The sequence below is a fragment of the Microbulbifer weihaiensis genome (assembly GCF_048323715.1).
Lineage (GTDB): Bacteria > Pseudomonadota > Gammaproteobacteria > Pseudomonadales > Cellvibrionaceae > Microbulbifer.
The window spans coordinates 1-22,950 of the sequence record NZ_JBLWFL010000022.1; the positions used below are offsets into that span (position 1 = coordinate 1).

Genomic DNA, 22,950 nt, shown 5'->3' on the forward strand with positions numbered 1-22,950 from the left:
ATCAGGAACGGCTTGTCGATAGCACGCTCCGGCTCCGGAATGTAGGAGTCCAGGGTTTCAACCAGCTTCTTAACAGCGGTGGTACCCATTTCGTTGTCGTCTTCGCCGTTCAGGGCCATCAGAGCGGAACCAACGATGATCGGAGTGTCGTCACCCGGGAACTCGTACTGGTCCAGAAGTTCACGAACTTCCATCTCAACCAGTTCCAGCAGCTCTTCGTCGTCAACCATGTCGGCTTTGTTCAGGAATACCACGATGTAAGGTACACCTACCTGACGGGACAGCAGGATGTGCTCGCGAGTCTGCGGCATGGGGCCGTCCGCTGCAGAACATACCAGGATAGCGCCGTCCATCTGAGCAGCACCAGTGATCATGTTCTTAACGTAGTCGGCGTGTCCCGGGCAGTCTACGTGCGCGTAGTGACGAGTCGGGGACTCATACTCTACGTGAGAGGTAGAGATGGTGATACCACGCTCACGCTCTTCCGGTGCATTGTCGATACCGTCGAAGGCAACGGCAGCGCCGCCCCATACTTCGGCACATACGCGAGTCAGCGCAGCGGTCAGGGTGGTTTTACCGTGGTCAACGTGACCGATGGTGCCCACGTTTACGTGGGGCTTGGAACGTTCAAACTTTTCTTTTGCCATTGCAGGCCTCCCAATATACGCGTGAGCCGAACTAGCGACCTTTTCAAGAACAGCCCCCGTATTCCAAATCGGGAACCGGCGCACCCAGAGCAACCAAAAAGGTAAATACGCTGGATACAAATAGCCGCGGGGACACAGGTCACCGCGGCTACGAATAATGGAGCTCATGGGCGGATTTGAACCGCCGACCTCACCCTTACCAAGGGTGTGCTCTACCCCTGAGCTACATGAGCATACTCCGAGACCGACAGGCTATGCCGGCGCGCAAGCGGGGTCGCATTGCGCTACCACCCAAGACTTCTCTCAAGCGGCTTTCCAACCAAGCTCCGCACAATAAAATGGAGCGGGCAGCGGGAATCGAACCCGCATCATCAGCTTGGAAGGCTGAGGTTCTACCATTGAACCATGCCCGCGCTATCGCGTGCGAAACATTCAAGACAGAAGACCAAACAACCTCTTCTACCTTCAACCCCGAGCTACGCTCGAGACTTCCGAATAATGGTGCAGGGGGGTGGATTCGAACCACCGAAGCTTGCGCGTCAGATTTACAGTCTGATCCCTTTGGCCACTCGGGAACCCCTGCCCTGAAAGTGGTGCGTATTCTCCACACCACCTTAGTGCCTGTCAACATTTTTTTCTTTAAATTTCACACACTTAGCTAATCATTCTCGAGCAAGTTGCGAACTTTAAAGAATTGGAGCTGGCGAGAGGAGTCGAACCCCCGACCGGCTGATTACAAGTCAGCTGCTCTACCAACTGAGCTACGCCAGCATCCAGTCGTTACCACCCAAAAAGCTGGCAACGCCACCAAGGGCTGTTGATCTCCCCCTTAAGTGGAGGCGGGATTCTAGGGGAACTGATCTTCACACGCAACAGGGTTTTTCGTTTTTTTCTTCCTCAATAAACATCCTTCCACCCAACCCTGTGGGAACCCGACAGCGTGGGATCAATCCGCACCTGCTTCAGGGCTACGTATCTCGCTGCACAGGTTTTGGCGCCGGTCGAGATCCGGGTAATCCAGTTGAATCTGCTGCCAAAACGCGTCGGCCAGACGCTCCTCACCCTCAAGCACCACCCAGAGTTCGAGGTACGTTTGTGGCTCCTCGCGGTACTCGGCAGCAAACCCCTGGGCCTGTAGATCACCGGTCAGCGACCTCGCCCGCTCGAGCTCAGAGAAAATGCCGAACGAGATGCCATTTTCAAGCGATCCCTTGGGGATCACGTAGCTATCGATACCGGCCGCCTGCAGTTCGCGCAGCTTGCGAAAGGCTTCCCGACGCGACCCCAGCGGCGCCAGATACACCCAGTAACGCATCTGCCCCTGCATCTCTATCTCGCGCAGTGCCGCCTGAACCTCCAACGCCTGCAAGCGCCGCGCAACATCTTCGCCCTGATAGGCCTCGGTAAACGGCCCTACCAGGGTACACAGACCATCGGCGCCGACAGCCTCGGGGGCAGCAGCCCCGGCCGACCGCCTGGCAGGCTGGACTTTTTGCTGTTCCGGCGGGGATGCCTCGGACAACTGCGATGCCGGCGCCTCACTAACCAGGACAAGAGTGTCCTCGTCACCGCGTTCAGCAACTGGCTTGCGTGGCATTTCAGGTTCGCCACCGGCCGTCAGAAACCAGGCCGCGAGGCCCAGGTTGGCCAGGAATAAAAATAAAACGATCCAACGCATAGAAGTTCAGCTTGCTCAGACGTTGTTGTAGTTAAAAGGGAATAGCACTGGCAAATGGTACAGCCTGCGCATTCGATATTCTGTGAAAGACACCGGCCGGCGGACTATGGGTTGGTTAGCGCCAGCCCCTCAAGCACCAAATCGTCGACCACACAGTGAGCAAAGCGATCACTCAGGGGCGACAGGGTCGACAGGAACGCGGAGTCGCCGCCGGTCAACCAGATATGCGGCGCGGGAGAGTCCCGGCACACATTCCACAACTCAGCGTACGCCCGCTCAATGGCCCCCAGTACCATCAACGGCAAGCCCCGGTTAACCGCTGCTGCGGTATCCCGCCCCGGAGACAGGGGCATGCGGGGCACGAGCGCCGGGGATACCTTTACCGCGTCCGTGTCGCGGTAGAGTGAGCGGCGCATAAGGCCGAGGCCGGGGACAATATAGCCACCCAAATGCGCCCCACCCTCCCCCAGCAAATCCAGGGTAACCGCGCTTCCGCAATCGACCACCAGTGACGGCCCCGGGTCGCGACGATACGCGGCCAGCACCGCCAACCAGCGATCCACCCCCAAACGCTGCGGCTCCGGGTAGGCACAGGTAACCCCATAACAATGGGGAGTGACACGGGCAAACTCGGGGGCCACCCCCAGTGCGCCGGAGAGGCGTGCGGCCATCTGCTTTTCCCGCTCCGCGCCGGCCACATTGGCAATGCGGATCCGGTTGACCCCACTCTCTACCCAGCAGCTCGGGAAGTCATCATTTCCCAGCCAGAATTCAGCGGCCAGCACACCGCGGCCAGCAACACGCGACTCCCCCTCCGCTTCCGGCACCAGCAAGCGCCATTTGCACCGGGTATTGCCCTGATCAAGTTCCAGAATGGCTACCATGGCGAATCAAGCCCCCCCAGAAGCAGGGCGCAATGAAATCTCTCCGCCGTGAAAAGTCCGCAGATCCCCGTCGGTTTCCAATAACAGTGCACCGCTTTTGTCGACGCCGCGCTCAATACCGCACCACCGCTGCTGTGCAGACTGCAGGCAGACTTCAGCACCGGCAAACTGATCCAGCGCTTGCCATGGCTCCCGCCAGGGCGCGAAGCCCCCTGCCGGATATGTGTCGAGAAGTGGCAGCAACTGATTGAGCATTTCGGCCACCAACCGATTGCGGGAAATCCCGGGCCGCACCTGCTCAAGATCAATCCAGGGCTGATCGATAGTGCCGGCCGCGGCCGCGGGCAAACGCATATTGAGCCCGATCCCGACAACCACCGCGCAACGATCGGTAAGGTCGCCACTCAACTCAAGCAGTACGCCCGCCAGCTTGCGCCCCTGGCACCAGACGTCATTCGGCCACTTTAGCCGCACATCAGGCACGTCAAACACGGCCAGCGCGCGCGCAAGCGCCACCCCTACCGCGAGACTGAGCCCTTCAAGCAATTGCACACCACCCTGAAACTGCCACCCGAGAGACACACTGACACCGGCGCCAAAGGGGCTAGCCCAGCTGCGCCCTCTGCGCCCGCGCCCCGCAGTCTGCTGCTCAGCAAGCACCACCTGGCCGTGGCCGCGGCCAGCTTCGAGCGCCGACAGAACCCGGGCATTGGTGGAATCGACCTGGTCGTGAACCTGCAGCTGCTGCAGCAGCGGTTTCGCCTCGGCGGAAAGGTGCGAAGAAATCGTTTCGGCATCGAGCAGATCCAGGCCACCGGGCAGTTGGTAGCCGCGCCCTTTCACGGACTCCACAACCAAACCGAGCTGCTCCAGTTTCTGCAACTGCTTCCACACTGCCGCCCGGCTCACGCCGAGAGCTTCACCGAGGAATTCCCCAGAGTGCACCCGGCCATCGGCAAGCAGCAGTAAAAGCGGGCGAATCTGACTGAGGGCCTTGCTTTCAGCAGATTTGATTTGAACCAAAACTCGTCACTCCAACACGTCAACAGTAGCGGCGGCAGTAGCGGTGGCCGAGACTGGTAAGGATTTCATAGCCGATGGTGCCCGCGGCCGCACCCATTTCATCCACCGTCAACTCGTCATTGAGCATTTCGATAGCCTGCAACCGCCCGCGCTGGGAATCGTTCAGCGCACTGACATCAAACACCGAAGTATCCATTGATACCCGGCCAATCATGGGCACGACGATCCGGCTCTCACAGCCATCGGGCTCGGCAACAACTGCGGCACCGCGCCCGCGGCCACTCTGGGCCCGAAGCACACCGTCGGCATAGCCGCCGCGAACCACCGCCAGCCAACTGCCGGACGGCGCCATCTGCGTCGCTCCATAGCCCACCGGAACATCACCGTCCACCTGCCGCAACTGCAGTATTGGCACACGCAACTTCACTACAGGGCGCATTGGGTTCTTTTGCCCGGGGCTGGGATTAATGCCGTAAAGTGCGGAGCCCGGCCGCGCCACATCGAAGTGGTACTCCTCTCCGAGGCATATCCCTGAAGAATTGGCAAAACTGCTCTCTACTTGCGGGCAAACAGTCCGCAAGGCCTCCGATGCCCGGGCAAAGCACTCGAGCTGGTGCCGGTTCTGCGGGTGCTCCGGCTCGTCCGCACAGGCCAGGTGACTGACGAGCAAACACAGGTTCGCCGCGTGCAGCAGTTCCGGCTGCGACAGCAAACAGGCAAACTCCCCCTGCCCCATACCGAGGCGGGTCATCCCCGTATCCAGTTTTAGTGCACAGGGCGCGGCGAGACCATCCACCGAGGTTTCAGCAATCCACCGCTGCAACTGTGCGGTGCTAACCAGTAAAGGGATCAGCCGGGCGCGCACGCAAGTCGCCTCCTGGCCGCTGCGCAATCCAGTCAGCAGGGTAATACGCACATCGTCGGGCAGCAGCTTCCGCAGCGCCTGCCCTTCCGCCAGGGTAGCGACAAAAAAGTCCCTGCATCCCACCGCGTACAGAGCAGGCGCAACGTGCTCTACGCCAAGACCATAGGCATTTGCCTTGACCACCGCGCCACAGCGACTGCCATTGCGCAGGCGCGCCCGCAGTGCACAGTAGTTTTCTGCCACTGCCGCGAGGTCAATGGTCAGCAATCCTTCCCCTTCTTCGAGCGTCATGTTTCCACCAACCGTGTTAAGCCACTGCAACCGCAATCAGGCTGCAGACAACAGGGTCTCGCGGCGCAGTGACCGCGCGCCGGCAATAACCGCCAGCACCACCAGCAACAGCGTTACCATGGATCCCGCCAGCATCCAGAGCGCCGATGCGGGCTCTCCCACCAACAATCCCTTGAGCCACTGCTGATGGCCAACCAGCGGCAGCAACTGCCAGCTGCCGGCAAGGTTCACCTGAGCAATGTCGATCGCCATCACCAGTACCAGCGGCGCGATCTGGAAAATACTGAGCTGGGTCTGGGCATCCTTGAACGATTGCGAGCGCAGTGCCAGCAGAATCTGCAGTACTGCAACCAACAGCGCCAGGGGCAACAGGACCAGGCCCATCGCAATCACGCCCCCGGCAGTGGTGGCGGCCTGGAATCCGAACTCCTCCAGGGACATCATCGGCATCAGCGTCACCAGCACGCCGATCGTCAACAAGGATCCCACCCAGCCGATACTGGCCACCGCCAGCAACTTCGCGACGATCACCTGCCAGGCCGGCAGCGGCTGCACCAGCAGCGTCTCCAGGCTCAGCCTTTCACGCTCACCGGCCGAAGTGTCCACCGAAGTCGCCAGGCTGGCGATAAACAGGGTCATGATCAACACGCCCGGCACCATGGCCAGGATCAGCGCACCGCGGCTTGAAGGGGTACTGACGTCGCGCACCTCCAGCTGCCAGGGCGCGAGTAACTGCGCAGCAACCCCCCGCGCCGTCAACCGCTGGCTGGCAACCGTCTGCTGCAGCATCGCGAGTCGCTCCTGTACCTGGCGCTGCGCGCGCCCGGCATCCGTATCCGAGCTATCTACATAGAGATAGATCCGCGGCGCCCGGAAATCCCGGTAGCGCTCGGCAAAGTTATCGGCAACCACCAGTACTACGTCGTAGTCCGCCGCCAGCAATGCCTGAGGCTCGCCCTCCGGCAGCACGCTCACATTGATACCCTTGGCCGGCAGGTACTTCTCAATCAAGGGTGCAGCTTCGCCGCCAAGCAGCGCCACCTCCGTCGTTTTCTCGGACTGCTTTTTCAGCATGAACGTCGTGCCCCCGAGAATCATTGCCGGAAACAGCAGCGCAAAGCTGACCGCGGTGAGCAGCGCGCGCCGATCCCGCCAGGCTTCCAGCAACTCTTTGCGCAGGAGTGGCAGCATCAGACGCCAGCCGAGCGATTTATATCCGTTGTTCATGCGGGCTCCGCCTCCCTGTGCGTATATCGCTCGCCGTAAGCCAGCGCTACAAAAGAATCCTCGAGAGAATCACAGCCGGTTTCCGCGGCCAGTTCAGCCGGGGTACCGCGGCCGACAATACGACCCGCCGACATGACCAGCACCGAATCTGACAGCTCCGCTACTTCGGGCATGACATGGCTGGAGAACAGAATGGTGGTGCCCGCGGCACGCAAACGCAGCAGCGTCTTGCGCAATAGTCGTACCGCTAGCACATCGAGCCCCCTGGTCGGCTCGTCCAGAATCAGGTGCTGGGGGCGATGCACCAGCGCCCGGGCCAGCGAGACTTTCATCCGCTCCCCCTGAGAAAAGCCGCCGGTGCGCCGGTTCCACAGTGCATCCAGTTCGAGCTCAGCGCGCACCTCTTCCAGCGCCCGCTGTAAATCGCCTCCGGCCAGTCCCTGCATCTGGGCAAACGCAGTCAGGTATTCCGCCACACTGAGGCGCTCGTACAGGCCCTCGCGATCCCCCACCACACCCAGCTGGCGCCGCGCACCCTGCGGGTTCACCGCCGGGTCAATACCGCCGACCAATACGCGCCCGGACTCCGCGCGCAGCAGGCCGCAAATAATGCGCAGGCAACTGGTTTTCCCCGCGCCGTTAGCCCCGAGCAACGCCGTAATCTGGCCATCGGGCACTTCGAAGGAAAGGTCGTGCAACACCCGGTTGCCGGCAAAGGATTTGCCAATATTTTCCACGCTGATCACTGCTCACCTCCCGTCTGCTCTGCGGTCTGCAGCTCACTCTCGGCCGCCACATCCCCGCTGCCCCCTTCCCCTGAGGCCAGGCCGATGGACGGCACCATGGCCGGCCCATAAGCGGCAACCATAAAGGGAGGGCGCACGATCTCGTTCACACACGTCGCATCCAGGGAACCAGCCCCGTTGAGGAAATCGTGGATCAGGTCCGGGATACAGCCGCGGGCCGAATTGATATGCCCCCCGCCGTCAACCACCAGATGCTGCTTGTTTTCCAGGTAGTCCAGCTGTGTATCGGCATAGACCGGCGGTGTTATGGGGTCGGCGGTGCCGGAGATGAGCAGCACCGGTTGATCGCGCGGCTCCGGCACACTGTAGGGGCGCGGCTCTACCGGCCAGCGCTTACACCCCTCGACAAAGGTTCGAATAAAGTACTCGCCAATGAAGGTGTCGGCACTGTCCCTTGCGATTTCCTGCGCAGAAACGCGGTTGATCTCTTCTGCACAGGCAACGGAAAAGGTCAGTCCCATCGCCATGGCTCCTTCCAGTTGTGTGAAGAGCCCGAAAATGCCCGAAAGCGGCAACAGATTGCCACGGTGCGCTTCATGCACCGCAAATGGCAGTTGCGCCGATGCGGATGGGTCGTACAGCGCGGTGCGAACGGCGCTGGCGATCATCCACGCCTCCACCGGTTCCTCCCCCGGGGCACCGGTGAAAGGGTCGGGGAAGGCTGCGGCCTGCTCTTGGCTCCAGTTCGCCAGCAGGCTGTCCAGTTCACCCCGCCAGTCCCCAAACTCCGCACACACAGGGTCGGCCGCACAGGCGTCCGCCAGCTGTTGCAGGGAAGCTTCCGCTACCTTGGCAGTGAGGAATACCTTGGTTTCAATCGGCGCGACGCCGTCCAGTACCAAGCGTTTCAGAGACTCGGGATACCACTGCTGGTACAGAAGCGCGGTACGGGTTCCCCAGGAACCACCCCAGAGGGAAATTTTGTCGTGCCCGAGCGCTTTGCGCACGGTCTCGAGATCGTCGACGGTCTGGCGGCTGTTGAGGGATTTGGTGCGTTCCGGCGATTCCTGGTAGCAGGCCGCCAGCTTTTCCACGAAACGCTCCAGCCGGGCGGGGGCGTCCTCGCTCAAGCCGCAGTCAAAGACATTGGAGCGGCCGGCACCGCGGCGATCGACCATGACGATATCGCGCTCGCGGTTGACCTTGCGCAGCGGGTTCAGCAGATTCGCCAGCTGGCTTGCCGCTTGCCCGGGGCCACCGGCCAGCAGGTACAGGGGCTCGCCCTGCCCCGCGTTGACGGCCGGCGCCACCAGCACTGACAGCGCAGTGCCATCGGCCATGGCGAGCTCATAGCAGCGCAGTGATTCAGACCAGCCATCGACGTAACAGGTTTCTGCAGCCGGGATCGATACGGCCTCTTCCACAGGCTGTGCCCATACGGTACTGGCCCCGGCACCCACGCCGCCGAGCCACGAAATCGCCAGCATCAACGCCGTTCGGCGCCACGGTGAGCCAGCAGGATGCTTCCTTACTTCCACTATTCACTCCGGGTACTTTTGAACAAACCCCCGCAGTCTACCGAACTTTTCCCGCCACCGCTGCCACCGCCGCGACCGCACTCTCTACCGCACCACGCCACAATTGCGATAGCGAACGCTGTCACAGAGTGGTAAGGTTTGCCGTCGCGATATTTCGAATAATTTATACACCGGCGCCATGAGCTTTTCAGATAGAGAAAAACAACTAGTTCGGGCGGCCTTTGCCTGGGGACAAATCACCCAGAAGGAAGGCTACACCCTGTCTGATCTGGAAATAGAGAAGTCGGTGCTGTTCCGCCGCCTGCTGGCCGGCCGGCCGCCATTGGCTTTCCCCCCGCCCCTGCGCCATGGATTCCCCTGGTACGAGGTGATCGAGGGCCGCAGCGAACACGTCGTCAACGCTTCCGAAGCCTCTCCCGAACACAGCATCATCGCACCTGGCAGCAGGCCGGGTGACACCTACATTCTGATCGACGGCGCCTTCTGGCGTGTAGCGGAAACGCTGCGCGAGCGGGAGGAGTACCTGGTCGAATGGGGCGAGTACCCGATCCAGTGGCGGCTGTGCAAGCACTGGGAGGTCAATTACGAGATGACCCAGCAGCTGCACACGTTCCGCAGGGAAAACCCCCAGGCGAACGTGAGCCTGGCGAGCCGCAAGGGCCAGCGGGAATACAGTGAGTTTCGGGTGGATGACGACCAGACGGTGTGGCTGTCTGAGTGGCACCTGACCCGCATCGGCCTGCCGGGCTGGGTCTGGGTGGGCAGCGAGGTTGAGGCCGAGTCCTCCATCCACAACCTCTCGCCCCTGTGCCAGGATCAGCAGGGGCCGCTGGTGCTCGGACTGTCCGGCGCCGAGCGCGGCCCCGGCTGGCTGCGCATCGAGCAGGTGGACGGCGAATCCCGCTTTATCAGGCTGGGCGACGAGCTGGAATACAAATCCCTGATTGCATCTGCGGTTACCGAGTTCGACCGCCTCTTGCACAGCATTGCCGGCAACGACCTGGACGTAATGGACTGGCGCGGCGACAACCTGCTGCGCTGCTACCGCGTCCCCATGCACCTCGCTCCCCTTGAGCAGTTCGATATGGGTGATGTGAATTACGACCTGGTACCCGAAAACGCGTACGCCGGGTAACCCCCACCTCCACAGTAAGGCACTCCGAATATATTCTCGTGGCGGCCCTGCCACCGGGAAACCTTCACGAGACACGCCGTGAACCCATCCCTGGGGGCTCTTCCGCGAGGTCCCTCTCGCGGAAGGTCTCGTGAACGTTTCCCGCTGTCAGCCCCTTCTCGTAAGCCCTTTACTTCGCAACACCAAGCTTACAAAGCGCCGAGTTTAGAATTGAAGCCAGAGTGCTGGGTATGTGTTTTTGAAAGCGTCGGCGACAGGGACGTCGCCGACGCAGCGTACAGGGATGTATTGAAGGGGGGCGCCTAGCCCGGTTTCAAAAACACATATCCAGTGCTCTGGCGCCGCTGCACCTGCTTAAGAAGAAAAGCCACTGACGCTCAATCCACATCCCGCCCACGCCCAGCGCGCAGCAGTTCAAACCACTCTTCCCGATCCAACTCCAGATCCAGCGCCTTCAGCGCCGCAACCAGTCGCTCGGGATTGCCGCTGCCAAGTACCGGAATCATCTGTGCCGGATGCTTCAGCAGCCAGGCCAGCGCCAACTGCATAACCCCGGAATCCGCAGCCAAACCACGAGTTTGAGACAATGCCCGCAGGCTCTGTTGTACCCGGGCCGCGTCCGCATCTTCACCAGTGAACAGGCGGCCGCCGGCAAACGGCGACCACGCCATCGGAATAACCCGGTGCTGCTGACAATGATCCAGCTGGCCGTCAAACATCGGCTGCGAGTGCAGCAGGGATACCTCGATCTGATTGGCCACCAGCGGCTGTGACAGGCGGGATTGCAGCAACTCGGTCTGGTGCGGCAGATAGTTGGACACGCCCAGGTGCTTTACCTTGCCCTCGGCCACCAGCTGTTCCAGCACCCCGGCCAGTGCTTCGGCATCCATCAGCGGATCCGGGCGGTGCAGCAGCAACAGATCCATCTGCTCGATGCCCATATCCCGGAGGCTGGTTTCCACCGCGCTGCGCACATGTTGCGGGCTGGTGTCGTAGTGATTGATACGCGCACCTGACGCTGCACCTGCGAGGCGAATACTGCACTTGCTGACAATTTCCATACGCGCGCGCAGGGCCGGCTTCAGCTTCAGCGCTTCGCCAAAAAACTGCTCGCAGCGGTAATCGCCGTAGATATCCGCGAGGTCAAACGTAGTCACCCCCAGATCCAGCATCTGTTCAAACAGCGCCAGACGCTGTTGCGGGCTGTAGCCCCAGTCCGTGAGGCGCCAGAGGCCGAATGCAATACGGGAAAAGGACAGGTCAGAATTCAGGGAGGAGTGGATACGCTGCATAAATACCGCCAGGTCGGAAAATGAACCCGGCGGATTGTCGCATACAAAAGGGCAGGTTCGGATCAGCCCCTCCACAAACGGAGGGGCTGAGGGGATCACTGCAAATTCAGGGTTTCGGCAATATCTGCCCAGGAAACCAGTTTGAAGTTCTGTGTCTGGCTCGGCATGCGATTGCGGCCGTCCTGCACCACCAGCAATCCCTGCGGATACTCGCTGCCGAATGAGGCACTGGAAACTTCAAGGCCATCGGTCTCCGAGCTGCCATCGAGGTTTTTATCCAGGTTGATGTCGACTTTGAAGTGGCCTACAAACTGGCTGCCATCGCGTGTGAACAGGGCATAACTGTTATTGCCCTGGCTCGATACCACCAGATAGCTCTTGTCGCCAGCGTGATACAGCCCCATCCCCTCCACGTCGGCGGCCAGCCGCTCGCCATCGACGGGGGCGATCAATTGTGGCTCGGCAGTGCCGGCCAGGAAGGCGGCGATATCGAGGCGCCAGATGCCGCCGTCTTCTTCGCCGAAGAACAGCGTCTGCATTTCATCATCCACTACGCAGCCTTCCACCTGACTGCTCACGTGCAGATTCGCGCGCTTTTTCAGTGTCCAGTCGATGTCTCCCTGCCCCGGCACGATCTGCAACAACTGCACATTCCCCTCCTTGTCAGACACCCAGGTCATCAGATCCGCCCCTTTGCGATATACGCACAGGCCGTAGGGGTCTTCCATATCCAGGTTGCGCAAGCCGAGGTGCTCCACTTCTCCACCGCCGGTAATTCCGAACAGGCTGACGCCCGGATCCGTGCGGTTGGTGGCGGCGGCAATGGCGACAAATTTCCCGTGCTGGATTGGGCGCAGGTCAACGTTGTTGAGGCGGCCCACAGCAAACTGCTCCACCAGCGCGCCTTTCAGGTTGTACACGTTCAGACCGCTTTTTTTATCGGTTCCGAGGATCAGGCTTGCCGAAGGATTGACCGGGTTCACCCAGATTGCAGGGTCATCCGCGGCGTCACCGCCCGACTGAACCGGCACGGTCTGGCCACTGGCGCGCACCCGGGGGATTTCCAGCGGGCCGCGAAAAGCCTGCATCTCCGCCGCCGGTTGCGGCAGCTCGACCTGGTAGCGCTGTACCCGGTCACTCTCCTCCGCCAGTGCCAGCAGCTGCCCGTGATAGGTCACCGCCGATACCGGCTCCATGTTCAACAGCGCCCGCTTGAATTGAGCGCCCTGTGCCGGTGCGTTGATATTGAATGCCAGTACTTTGTCGTCTGCGGTCAGCCAGAGGTTGCCGCTGGCCCGGTCCAGCCACAGGCCACCGAATGCCTTGCCATCCAGATCCGCCGGCGCCGCAAACACTTCGCGCTCCTCGTCCATCTCCGCATCCGCATTCAGGCTCCAGATTCCCAGTGGCGGCTGCGCCACCAGCAGTTTGCCGCTGCGGTCATCCACCGCACAGCTGGATACCTGCTCCCCAAAATACAGTGGACGCACCCCGGTGAATTCCCACGCCTGCTCGCGGGGGTGTACCACGTATTCCTGGCCCAGGCCGCTTTCATCGATGGCAAACAGGTGTGTGCGCTCCGCCTGGCGCGAAAAACATAAGGCTACCTGGGGCGCACTGGTGGGCATGGCAGCCAGGTAGCGGATGCGCGGGACGCCCTGGTCGGTATCCAGCAGGCGCAGCTGCAGTTCGGCACTGTCTTCGTCGTATGCAGCCACCAGCCACTGATCTTCAGCCAACGCTTGCAGGGCAAAGCGTTCGACTTTGCCGCCATCCAGGGCGAGCTTTTCCGCGCCCTCGGCATCCACCAGTACCAGGCCGCGCTTTTCACTGGCCAGCAACAGGTAATCGCCTCCGCCCAGTGTCAGCGGTGCCAGCTGACTGGAAACCACGTTGGACAACGCCATTTCCTGCGATGGCGACAGCGCATCGCTCTTGCGTACATTGTCGCGCTCGATTTGCGGGCCGCAGGCACTGAGCAGGCCGGCCACGGCCAGAGTCACGGCAGAATAGAAAAAGTGTTTTAACGCCATAGTGATGTGATTTCTTGTTGGGTGGCCAACCGAAACGGCAAACATTGCCCGCAACCTACGCTGCCAATATGGCAGTCATATGGCAAACAGGTGACCATGGAATCCAGATTAAAAAAATAGCAGAAAGCCCGGCTGCCATAGAGGGCCAGGCTTTCCGCTTTTCGTGTCGTGTTACAGGCTGCTGAAGGTCACACCCAGAACATAACTGGGGCCGTACTCTTCGTACTGGCCGTTGTAGCCGCGACGATTGGCGTAAAAAGGTTCATCGGTCAGGTTAACCGCGTTGAAGAACACCTGCAGGCCGTTGTCGAAACGGTACTTGGCAGAGAGATCCACCTGCATGTGCCTGTCTTCGTACAGGTCGAAGGCTTCATCTTCCAGATCCACTTCCAGCAGGCGCTCGCCTTTGTACGCGGTGGACAGGCGCAGGCTCAGCGCATCGCGCTCGTAGCCAACGATGAAGTTCGCCACCACATCCGCCTGGGAAGGCAGGGCGACCTTGTCGCTGCGCCCAGACTCTGCACCCAGTCCAAGGCTGGCCTCAGAGTCCGTGAAGGTGGCGTTGGCTCGCAGCAGGAATCCGTTGTCGAAGCCTCGGGTCCACGCCAGCTCGGCGCCGGTCAGGGTTGCCTGGTCGCCATTGATCGGCTGGAAGATTTCCGCTTCTTCCACCGCCAGGCTGCCCACGTACTGGCTGTAATCGGTGATGCTGGAAACATCCGCAGTCACCACAAAGTTGTCGATCTGTTTGTGGAAAGCGCCTACGGAAAACATGCCCAGAGCATCGGCGTAGTACTCGAAAGACACATCGACGTTGCGCGCTTCATAGGGATCCAGCAGCGGGTTGCCCGCTTCCACCTCCAGCTCACCATCGTCGAATTCAATTGCCGCCGGCGACGGGTTCAGGTCACCGAAGGACGGGCGCGACAGGGATTCCGTGTAAGCGGCACGCAGTACGATGTTGTCGGTATAGTCGTACTTGAAGTTCACGCTCGGGAACAGCTTGCTGTAATCGCTGCGGTAATTCGCCGCAGTGACATAAACGTCTTCCGCCAGCTCCTCGGCGCCGTCGATGGGTTCACCGGACTCGGCAACGCGATAACCTTCGGCACTGAATTCGGTGCTTTCGTAGCGCACGCCGTACACCACGTTGGCGCGACCGAAATCGATATCGTTCATCACATACAGTGCAGAGATATCCTCGTTCATTACATAGTCGCGCGCGGAGTCCAGTGCGGTATCGGTCTCATCGATTTCAAAGTTGCCGATATTGGCATCGATAAAGGCATTCAGAGCGCCGCGGTGGATGCCCGGGCCGAAGGTACCGAGGCCGTAATCGATATTGCCATTGGCGAAGTCCGCCAGGGTGAAGTCATCACCGAAGCCGTCATAGATGGTTGCATTCAGGTCACCGGTTTTTTCTCGACGGCGCTCGTGCACACCAAACTTCAGCTCGGACGGGTTGCCGGCGACTTCGATATCGCGACGGAAATCGAGGCGGAAGCTGACTTCTTCATCGTCGGTGAAGTTATCTTCGATCACCAGCTCGTCCAGTGCATAGCTGGCCGCATCCAGGGCACTGGCATCGGCGGCAAACATCTGCGGGATTTTGCCGGCGCTGGTGTACCCCAGCTGCAGACCTTCCTGCACGAAAGTGGTATCGCGACGGTGCGGCTCCGATTCTTCCGCATGGGAGAAACCCAGTGCGTATTCCACGCCCCATTTATCCAGGTCGTGCTCGCCACCCAGTACCAGGGACAGGATTTCCTGTTCCTCGTAACGGTCTTTCAGTTCTTTTTCCAATGCAGCGTCAGACCAGGTGACCGCCGTGGCAGAAATGGAATCCGGATCGTCGTTTTCCTCGTCCAGCTTGTAAGAATTGCGCTGGCGCTGTTCTTCATCGGAAAAATCGGAGTACAGGGAGTGAAGGTAAATACGCTGGCCTTGCGAGAGTTCGAGATCGAAATTGGCCGCGAGACCGGTACGTTCACGGGTAACCGTGTAATCGCGCTGTTCGATTTCCGCAGCGGTCACACCTTCACTGCCATCCAGTGCGGTGAACGCTTCCCACACGCCATCGGTTTCGATGTTTTCGGAGCCGAATTTGCGCGTCTGGTGCGAGGCGGCAAGGGCAATCCCCAGGGTGCGCCCGTTCAGGTCAAATTTATTGGTGTAGTTACCGGCGATTTTCGGACTGTTTTCGCCCTGCAGCTCGCCGTAGCCGTTTTCGATGGTGACCTTGTAGGTCTGGCCATCCTTTTCCAGTGCGTTGATGCTCTTGATCTCGATCGCACCACCGATGGAGTCGGCGCTCATGTCCGGCGTCAGGGTCTTGAAGACTTCCAGGCTCGCCAGCAGGTCAGAGGGGATGACATCCAGGGCCACCGCGCGGCTGCCGGTTTCCGGCGCCGGCAGACTCATGCCGTTAATCGTGGAGGCATTCAGGTTCGGGTCGATACCACGCACGCCAACGAAGCGGCCTTCGCCCTGGTCGCGGGCGATGAATACGCCGGACATACGCTGCAGTGCTTCGGTAACGTTGGCATCCGGCAGTTCGCCGATCGCCTCGGAAGTCTGCACTGCAACCACCTTGTTGGATGCGCGCTGGCGCTCGATATCACTGCGGGCGTTCGCCGCCTGGCCAGTGACCACGATCGTTTCCATCAGCGTGCTTTCATTTTCCTGTGCGCTGTTCTGCGCGCCGGCATTGATGCTGATGACTGCTGCCGCGAGCGGCGCCACCAGTTTGAAATTGAGTACAGACCTGGTCATGTTCCCCGTCCCATAGTGTTGTTGGCGGTTGTTTTGTTTGGGGCGGAGCCTAGTCTTCGGGTGTGAACGTTGCGTTACCGTTTTTTTAAATTTGTCATATTCAGCAGCTAACCTTCTTACCAGATAGAAAAGCACGCCGCGCTGCAGCGGCGCCTGATGATTCAAAATAATTTCGCCGTATCCGGAGGCAAGGCCAATGTCGGACGACCATAAAAATCACGACAAACCAACGAACCCCAAACGACGCACGCTGTTCAAGGCCATGGGCGCCGCCGGTGTTGCCTCGGCGGGCGTGGGCCTGCTGCCCGGCTGTGGACCGCGTATCGAAAAGGCGCGCGACAATCTCGGCTTTGCCGAAATCCCCCACCGGCTCGATCACCACCATCACATCCCGGAGGAATACACCGCCGACCTGCTGCTGCGCTGGGGGGATCCACTGGACGCTTTCGCCGGCGCCTTCACACCGGAAACGCTTACCGCCGCAGAGCAGGGGCGACGCTTCGGCTACAACAATGACTTCATCGCTTTCATGCCGCTGGATGAGACCGCCGGCCCCGGTGACGGCGACCGCCACTGCCTGAGTCGCAATAGTGAGCGCGGCCTGTTGTGCGTGAATCACGAGTACACCCAACCACACCTGATGTTCCCCGGATACAGGGATGAGAGCGCTGCCAATCGCGGGGCAACCGCCAAGCAGGTCGCGATCGAGCAGCAGGCCTGTGGCCACAGTGTGGTGGAAATCGAAAAAACCGCCGACGGCTGGCGGGCGATCCAGGGCAGTCCCTACAACCGGCGAATTTCCCTGTCCACCGGCATGCTCGCCGTGGGGCCTGCAGCGGGGGATGAGCGCCTGAAAACCGGCGCCGACCCCTCCGGTAGCCGGATACTCGGCACCGTCGGCAACTGCGCCGGCGGCAAAACGCCCTGGGGCACGGTACTCATTGCCGAAGAGGGATTTGGTGGTGCTTTTCAGGGGGACCCGGATGGCATCGCCGACGAGCGCGAGGCGCGCAATCATCACGCATTCGGCATCGCCGACAACAATCGCAACTGGGGCGAATACGACGATCGTTTCGATATCCGCGTGGAGCCCAATGAGCCGAACCGCTTCGGCTGGATGGTGGAGTACGATCCCTACGATCCGGATTCCACCCCACGCAAGCTGACCGCGCTCGGCCGTTTTGAACACGAGGGATTCACTCTGGTCTGCAAACCGGGACAACGTGTCGCCGCATATGGCGGTGACGACGACGAGCACCAGTTTGTATACCGGTTTGTATCGAAAAATGTCTATCTACCGGGCGAATCGGCACACAACCGTGCGCTGCTTACCGAAGGCACACTCTACGCCGGACAGTTCAACGAAGACGGCAGCGGGCGCTGGCTGCCACTGGTATTCGGCGAAGATCCACTCAGCGAAGACAACGGCTTCCGCAACCAGGCAGATGTACTGATCGACTGCCGGCGGGCAGCCAAGCTGCTCGGGGCCACCCCCATGGATCGCCCGGAAGATGTGGAAACCAACCCGGTCAACGACTGCACCTACGTGATGCTGACCAAGAATAAAAAGCGCGCAACAGGCGACGAAAATGCGGCCAACCCACGGGCGCGTAATACCGCAGGCCACGTACTGGAAATCGTGCCACCGGGGCGGTTTGGCGAGCGGGATCACACCAGCGATACCTTCCGCTGGAATACGTTTCTGCTGGGCGGTAACCCCAATGCAGAAGACCCTCGCGAGCGCGGTGCCTATGGGCAGCAGCAGCCCGGGAACATCTCCGCCCACGGCTGGTTTGCCAACCCGGACAATGTGGCATTCGATCCCCGGGGCAATATGTGGATCGCCACGGATGGCTGTGAAAGTTTCGGCTTCCACGATGGCCTGTGGGCAATGGCCACCGAAGGGGAACTGCGCGCAGCACCGAAACATTTTTTCGGCTGCCCGCAAGGCGCGGAAATCTGCGGTCCGGAGTTCACTCCGGACGGCAAGACCCTGTTTGTATCGGTACAGCATCCGGCGGACGGCCGCCATTCCAGTTACGACATGCCGATGCACCGCTGGCCCGACAACGACCCGACCCTGCCTCCGCGCCCCTCCGTGCTGGCAATCCGCCGTCTGGATGGCGGTGAAATCGGCAGCTAAGGCGAAACACGGCTCTGGGCCAAAGTGCCGGCTACCGTCTTGCGGCATTTAGACCCGGCACGTCAACCCAGCAGGTCGCTGGCGAATCCCCCTATGCGGAGCGAAAGCTCCGCAACCAGCGTACTACCCCTTCACGTCGCCATACCAGGAGAAGCAATGCCAGGCACAGGTAGATGGCCGGTTCGATCCAGCCACTTTTTACCGACCACCAGAAATGCCAGCAGGCCAGCAGTACCGCCGGATACAGAAGCCCGTGCAGTTTTTTCCAGTTTTTCCCCATGCGCCGCATCAGTATCGGCAGTGAAGTGATCGCCAGCGCCAGGAGCGTCAGCCAGGCGGAAAAGCCCAGCAGGATATAGGTGCGCTTCACCAGCTCACTGCCTATCAGTGACCAGTCAAACCCCAGGTCCAATGCCATCCAGGCACTGAAATGCAAGCTGGCCCAGGCAAAGGCCCACAGTCCCAGGGGCCGGCGCAGGCGGTTCAGCTGCCCGTACCCCAGCCACTTCGATAACGGTGACACCAGCAGGGTCAGCAACAGCAGGCGCAGCGTCCCCAGGCCCAGGTAGTGGATAAGCTCCACCACGGGATCACCGCCGAGACGGCCGGCATTTATGGCGTAAAACAGCCAAACCAGCGGCAACGCCGCGCCGATATGCACGCTGAAATGAAGCAGTGCTGCCAGGGGCTTGCGCCAGTTGGCGCTGCTCGCTGAAACCCCCACTAGTAGTACTTCCTCAGATCCATGTTGCGGTACAGGGAGGCCACTTCTTCACCGTACCCGTTGAACGGCAGGGTCGCCTGGCGCTTGACCGAGAAAATGCCACCGGGGCCAATAAAGCGTTCGGTGGCCTGCGACCAGCGCGGGTGATCCACCGCCGGGTTTACATTGGCATAAAAGCCGTACTCATTCGGCAGCAGGCGGTTCCAACTGGTGGGCGGCATCTCCTCCACCAGGCGGATCTTGACGATCGACTTGATCCCCTTGAAACCGTATTTCCAAGGCACCACGAGTCTGATCGGCGCGCCGTTTTGCGGCGGCAGGGTCTTGCCATAGAGCCCCACAGACAAGATGGTCAGGGGATGCATCGCCTCGTCAATACGCAACCCCTCCACGTAGGGATAATCAATGCCGCCACCCACAAAGCGGTTGCGCTGCCCCGGCATCTGCTCCGGGTCGTAGAGGGTCTCAAAGGCGACATATTTTGCCCGGCTGGTGGGTGCAAACCGCTTGAGGAACCTGCCCAGTTCGAACCCGACCCAGGGGATCACCATCGACCAGGCTTCTACGCAGCGCATGCGGTAAATACGCTCTTCGAGCCCTATCTCGCCCATCAGTTTCCACACGTCCACCGTGCCCGGTTTTTCAACCTCGCCTTCCACCGTCAGGGTCCACGGCTCGGTTTTGAGCCCCTGGCTGTTCTGAGCCGGATCCGTCTTGCCCGTGCCAAACTCGTAGAAATTGTTGTGGTTGGTCACTTTCTCGTCCGGCGTCAGCACCAGGTCCGGGGCCGGCTTTTGTGGGCGGAAGTCCAGCGGCTTGCGCGGTGCCTGATCAGCCGCAAGTGCCCTGGTATTTGCGCCCAGCAGGCCGATACCCGCCAGGCCAACGCCCGCTCCCAAGCCCTTGATCACACTGCGCCGGGAAAGATACGCCGGCTCGGGCGTCACCTCGTTTTCAGCCAGATCGCTGCGGCTGCGCGTTTTTATCAGCATCGTGTTCTCCGAAATTGGGGCCAGGAACCTGCCCGTATCAGCCAACTGGTATTGGTAAAAGGTTAATGCGTAGTCGCGCAACGCCGACCCATTCTTACAATCTTTTTGCCAGTTATCGGGCAGGCCCTCCGCTGCGTGTTCGAGCCGGAGGCTGGCACAGCGGCTAAGACGCTTTTCCGATATAGGAGAAGACACTTATGCGCAATGGAAATTCCGGAAAAATAGGCTTGGTTGGTGGCGCGTCGGCAAACTAATGTTTCCAAGGTATACGGGACGCCCGCTGATCGCGAACGGTCGGTGGGCGCGTAGCGAAAGAGGTAACTCGTATGCTCGAGACAATTATTGTCATTCTTGTCGTGCTCTGGCTTTTGGGCCTGGTGAGCTCCTATACGCTCGGCGGTTTTCTGCACATACTGCTGGTTGTCGCCGTGATCCTGCTGATCCTGCGCCTGATACGCGGCCGCGGGCCCTGAGGGCGATTAAGCAAAGCTCTAGACCGCAAAAAACTGCTGAATTCCCAGCAGCACATTGGTGGTAGCGACCGAGGCCAGTATCAGTCCCATTACCCGGCTGACGATGCTGGCCCCGGCGTTGCCGATCCAGCGGTATATCCAGTTTGCCGTCAACAGCAGTACCAGCACGATTGCCAGGACCGCGAGCATCGCCGACGCGGTGGTGAACTGATGCGCCGGATCAAAACGGTAATTATCCGTCAGCACCACGGCGGCCAGCATGGCGCCCGGTGAGGCGATAGAGGGAACGGCGAGAGGAAAGATCGCAGTTTCATGGCCTTCGCGGATAATTTCCACTTCCCGCTCCGGCTTGCCCTCGCCAAATATCATCGTCAGGGCAAACAGGAACAGCACTATGCCTCCCGCCACCTGAAACGCCGACAGCGGCACGCCGATCGCCTCCAGCAGGTACTGCCCCAGCAGCAGGAAAAACAGCAGAATGCCGGTCGCAACCGCCACCGCGAGCAGCGCGATCTTGCGCCGCTGCCATTCGCTGTGCCGGCTGGTCACCGCTATGAACACCGGCAAAGTGCCCACCGGGTCGATCACAGCAAAGAAAAAGACAAAGCTACTGATCCAATCGTCCAAGTGCGCTCCCGAATGCCCGTGCTAACATCCGCTACAAAGAAAAGCGTGTTCCAACTGAGTCTAGTGCATGACCAATCACTCTCCGACCGCACGGCGCATCGCCAAGACGATCCTCAACGGCTTCGATGCGTATTTTGCCGATTTCCAGAATATTACCCTGGGAGCCAAGGCGCGCTTCGAAACCGCTTCCTGGATCGGCGTGCACGAGGCCAACAAGGAGCGTATTGATCTCTACAAGGTCAAGGTCAACCAGGTGCTCAAGCTGGTGCACTCAGTCACCAGCAAGGACACCAGCCAGCTGGATCTGTGGCGGCAGGCCAAGGAAACCTACGGCCAACTGATCGCCAACCACAACAATTACGAGATCGCAGAGACCTTTTTCAATTCCATTTTCTGCAGCCAGTTCCAGCACGCGCATATCCACGACAGCCATATCTTCGTGAAGTCCTCCCGCGCACCGGATGAAAAGCCCCTGCGCGACTACAGCATTTACATCAGCTATAACGGCCGCGACGGTCTCGAAGCGATGATTGAGGACATTCTCGCCGACTATGAGTTCTCCATTCCCTGGGAGGATTGTACGCGGGATGTCGGGCATATCTGTGAGGCCCTGCGCGCGGGCCCGCTGGCCCATCTCAATGGACCGGAAGATGAGCAGCGGCTGCGGGTGGACATGCTGGAATCCGTGTTCTACCGCAACAAGGCAGCTTACCTGGTGGGGCGCCTGATGTTTGCGGGGGAAGTGATTCCGCTGATCCTGCCGTGCCTGAACAATGGCCGCGGCGGTGTTTTTGTGGACACCGTGGTTTACGACAACGATTCCACCAGTATCATTTTCAGTTTCACCCGCTCTTACTTCATGGTGGATGCGCCGATCCCGTCGCGGTTTGTGCGCTTCCTCTCCACCATCATGCCACTGAAGGAAAAGTCCGAGCTGTACAACTCCATCGGCTTCCACAAACACGGCAAGACCGAGTTCTACCGCCACATCCTTGCCCACATGAAGGTCAGCAACGACAAGTTCGTGATTGCGCCGGGGATCAAGGGTATGGTGATGAGCGTTTTCACCCTGCCCTCCTACCCGGTGGTATTCAAGGTCATCAAGGATAAATTCGACAACCCGAAGACGGTGACCGAAGAGATCGTCAAGGAAAAATACAAGTTTGTATCCCGCTCTGACCGCGTCGGCCGTATGGCAGATACCCAGGAGTACACCAACTTCATTTTCTATCGCAACCGCTTCAGTGAAGAGCTGATCGAGGAACTGAAGAAACTGGCGCCATCGAAACTGGAAATGGATGACAAGTGGATCATCGTGAAACACCTGTACGTTGAGCGCCGTATGGAACCGCTGAACCTGTACCTGGATGAGGCCAGCGAGCAGCAGACTATCGAGGCCATGGAAGAGTACGGCAACGCCATCAAGCAATTGGCGGCGGCCAATATTTTTCCCGGCGACATGCTGCTCAAGAACTTTGGCGTTACCCGCCACGGGCGCGTGGTTTTCTACGACTACGACGAACTCTGTCCACTCACCGAGTGCAACTTCCGCAAGATTCCCGAGCCCCAGACCGCAGAACAGGAACTGTCGGATCGCCCGTGGTATACCGTCGCCGAGGCCGATGTGTTCCCGGAGGAATTCCGCCTGTTCTTCTCCGGCAACCCGGTGGCTCGCCAGGCGTTCGAGGAGCAGCACAGCGACCTCTACGATTACCGGTACTGGCAGCGCCTGCAGGAGAGAATCCGGGCAGGCCGTATCGAAAGTACCTTCCCCTACCGGCGCAAGATCCGTTTCCAGCGCCTTCCCATCAAACGCACGCCGCCGCGAGCCGAGAGTTAGCCGCCAGGGGCTGGCAGCGG

At 60.2% G+C, this 22,950-nt stretch carries 18 protein-coding genes and 4 tRNA genes; 4 read left to right on the plus strand and 18 right to left on the minus strand.

Translation table 11 applies throughout. The annotated features are described in order from the left end of the window. From ACNKU7_RS17740 to ACNKU7_RS17795, 12 genes are all read right to left on the minus strand, one after another. A partial coding sequence (locus ACNKU7_RS17740) for a GTP-binding protein (RefSeq protein WP_418298327.1) occupies positions 1 to 647 on the minus strand: 647 nt, incomplete at its 3' end. Between the two features lie 158 nt (positions 648 to 805). Further along, positions 806 to 880: transfer RNA gene (locus ACNKU7_RS17745), tRNA-Thr, on the minus strand. Between the two features lie 106 nt (positions 881 to 986). Further along, positions 987 to 1,060 (minus strand) — tRNA-Gly (locus tag ACNKU7_RS17750). Positions 1,061 to 1,146: 86 nt separating this feature from the next. Further along, a tRNA-Tyr gene (locus tag ACNKU7_RS17755) sits at positions 1,147 to 1,230 on the minus strand. 112 nt (positions 1,231 to 1,342) lie between these two features. Beyond that, positions 1,343 to 1,418, minus strand: a tRNA-Thr gene (locus tag ACNKU7_RS17760). Between the two features lie 175 nt (positions 1,419 to 1,593). Next, a complete protein-coding gene (locus ACNKU7_RS17765; RefSeq protein ID WP_418298328.1) occupies positions 1,594 to 2,325 on the minus strand; it encodes an SPOR domain-containing protein in 732 nt (243 codons plus the stop codon). Positions 2,326 to 2,429: 104 nt separating this feature from the next. Next, positions 2,430 to 3,209: a type III pantothenate kinase gene (locus ACNKU7_RS17770; RefSeq protein ID WP_418298329.1), complete on the minus strand. Its 780-nt coding sequence runs from the start codon at positions 3,207 to 3,209 to the stop codon at positions 2,430 to 2,432. Between the two features lie 6 nt (positions 3,210 to 3,215). Then, positions 3,216 to 4,232, minus strand: a complete 1,017-nt coding sequence (birA, locus tag ACNKU7_RS17775; RefSeq protein ID WP_418298330.1) for a bifunctional biotin--[acetyl-CoA-carboxylase] ligase/biotin operon repressor BirA — start codon at positions 4,230 to 4,232, stop codon at positions 3,216 to 3,218. A 19-nt stretch (positions 4,233 to 4,251) separates the two neighbouring features. Further along, positions 4,252 to 5,388 (minus strand): alanine racemase, encoded by a 1,137-nt coding sequence (alr, locus tag ACNKU7_RS17780; RefSeq protein WP_418298331.1) that lies wholly within the window; start codon positions 5,386 to 5,388, stop codon positions 4,252 to 4,254. Positions 5,389 to 5,424: 36 nt separating this feature from the next. Further along, positions 5,425 to 6,615 (minus strand): ABC transporter permease, encoded by a 1,191-nt coding sequence (locus tag ACNKU7_RS17785; protein ID WP_418298332.1) that lies wholly within the window; start codon positions 6,613 to 6,615, stop codon positions 5,425 to 5,427. Further along, positions 6,612 to 7,361 (minus strand): ABC transporter ATP-binding protein, encoded by a 750-nt coding sequence (locus ACNKU7_RS17790; RefSeq protein ID WP_418298333.1) that lies wholly within the window; start codon positions 7,359 to 7,361, stop codon positions 6,612 to 6,614. The genes ACNKU7_RS17785 and ACNKU7_RS17790 overlap by 4 nt, the downstream gene beginning before the upstream one ends. Further along, the gene (locus tag ACNKU7_RS17795; RefSeq protein ID WP_418298334.1) at positions 7,358 to 8,899 is read right to left on the minus strand and encodes an alpha/beta hydrolase; all 1,542 of its coding nucleotides are present in this window, start codon (positions 8,897 to 8,899) and stop codon (positions 7,358 to 7,360) included. The genes ACNKU7_RS17790 and ACNKU7_RS17795 overlap by 4 nt, the downstream gene beginning before the upstream one ends. Positions 8,900 to 9,077: 178 nt before the next feature. Here ACNKU7_RS17795 and ACNKU7_RS17800 point away from each other — a divergent pair, with 178 nt between their 5' ends. After that, positions 9,078 to 10,034: a hypothetical protein gene (locus ACNKU7_RS17800; RefSeq protein ID WP_418298335.1), complete on the plus strand. Its 957-nt coding sequence runs from the start codon at positions 9,078 to 9,080 to the stop codon at positions 10,032 to 10,034. A gap of 377 nt (positions 10,035 to 10,411) precedes the next feature. On the opposite strand, the gene ACNKU7_RS17805 is transcribed toward ACNKU7_RS17800, so the two are convergent. The 3 genes from ACNKU7_RS17805 to ACNKU7_RS17815 all read right to left on the minus strand — a co-directional run bounded on the left by ACNKU7_RS17805 (position 10,412) and on the right by ACNKU7_RS17815 (position 16,131). Beyond that, positions 10,412 to 11,326, minus strand: coding sequence for an aldo/keto reductase (locus ACNKU7_RS17805; protein ID WP_418298336.1), 915 nt, complete (start codon positions 11,324 to 11,326; stop codon positions 10,412 to 10,414). A gap of 95 nt (positions 11,327 to 11,421) precedes the next feature. Continuing rightward, complete coding sequence (locus ACNKU7_RS17810; RefSeq protein WP_418298337.1) at positions 11,422 to 13,359, minus strand: phytase; 1,938 nt, start codon at positions 13,357 to 13,359, stop codon at positions 11,422 to 11,424. Positions 13,360 to 13,530: 171 nt separating this feature from the next. Next, positions 13,531 to 16,131, minus strand: a complete 2,601-nt coding sequence (locus ACNKU7_RS17815; protein ID WP_418298338.1) for a TonB-dependent receptor — start codon at positions 16,129 to 16,131, stop codon at positions 13,531 to 13,533. A 196-nt stretch (positions 16,132 to 16,327) separates the two neighbouring features. On the opposite strand from ACNKU7_RS17815, the gene ACNKU7_RS17820 reads away from it, so the two are divergent. Further along, on the plus strand, positions 16,328 to 18,274 hold the full coding sequence (locus tag ACNKU7_RS17820) for a PhoX family protein (RefSeq protein WP_418298339.1): 1,947 nt from the start codon (positions 16,328 to 16,330) through the stop codon (positions 18,272 to 18,274). A 91-nt stretch (positions 18,275 to 18,365) separates the two neighbouring features. Here the strand turns inward: ACNKU7_RS17820 and ACNKU7_RS17825 are convergent, their stop codons facing one another. Both ACNKU7_RS17825 and msrP read right to left on the minus strand, forming a co-directional pair. Then, positions 18,366 to 18,998 carry a protein-methionine-sulfoxide reductase heme-binding subunit MsrQ gene (locus tag ACNKU7_RS17825; RefSeq protein ID WP_418298340.1) on the minus strand — a complete coding sequence of 211 codons (633 nt, stop codon included), beginning with the start codon at positions 18,996 to 18,998 and terminating at the stop codon, positions 18,366 to 18,368. Next, the gene (msrP, locus tag ACNKU7_RS17830; RefSeq protein ID WP_418298341.1) at positions 18,998 to 19,990 is read right to left on the minus strand and encodes a protein-methionine-sulfoxide reductase catalytic subunit MsrP; all 993 of its coding nucleotides are present in this window, start codon (positions 19,988 to 19,990) and stop codon (positions 18,998 to 19,000) included. Before msrP ends, ACNKU7_RS17825 begins: the two co-directional genes overlap by 1 nt. 326 nt (positions 19,991 to 20,316) lie before the next feature. On the opposite strand from msrP, the gene ACNKU7_RS17835 reads away from it, so the two are divergent. Then, positions 20,317 to 20,463, plus strand: coding sequence for a lmo0937 family membrane protein (locus tag ACNKU7_RS17835; protein WP_418298342.1), 147 nt, complete (start codon positions 20,317 to 20,319; stop codon positions 20,461 to 20,463). An 18-nt stretch (positions 20,464 to 20,481) separates the two neighbouring features. Here the strand turns inward: ACNKU7_RS17835 and ACNKU7_RS17840 are convergent, their stop codons facing one another. Continuing rightward, complete coding sequence (locus ACNKU7_RS17840) at positions 20,482 to 21,090, minus strand: MarC family protein (RefSeq protein WP_418298343.1); 609 nt, start codon at positions 21,088 to 21,090, stop codon at positions 20,482 to 20,484. A gap of 67 nt (positions 21,091 to 21,157) precedes the next feature. On the opposite strand from ACNKU7_RS17840, the gene aceK reads away from it, so the two are divergent. Then, positions 21,158 to 22,930, plus strand: a complete 1,773-nt coding sequence (aceK, locus tag ACNKU7_RS17845; protein ID WP_418298344.1) for a bifunctional isocitrate dehydrogenase kinase/phosphatase — start codon at positions 21,158 to 21,160, stop codon at positions 22,928 to 22,930. Positions 22,931 to 22,950: the final 20 nt, after the last annotated feature.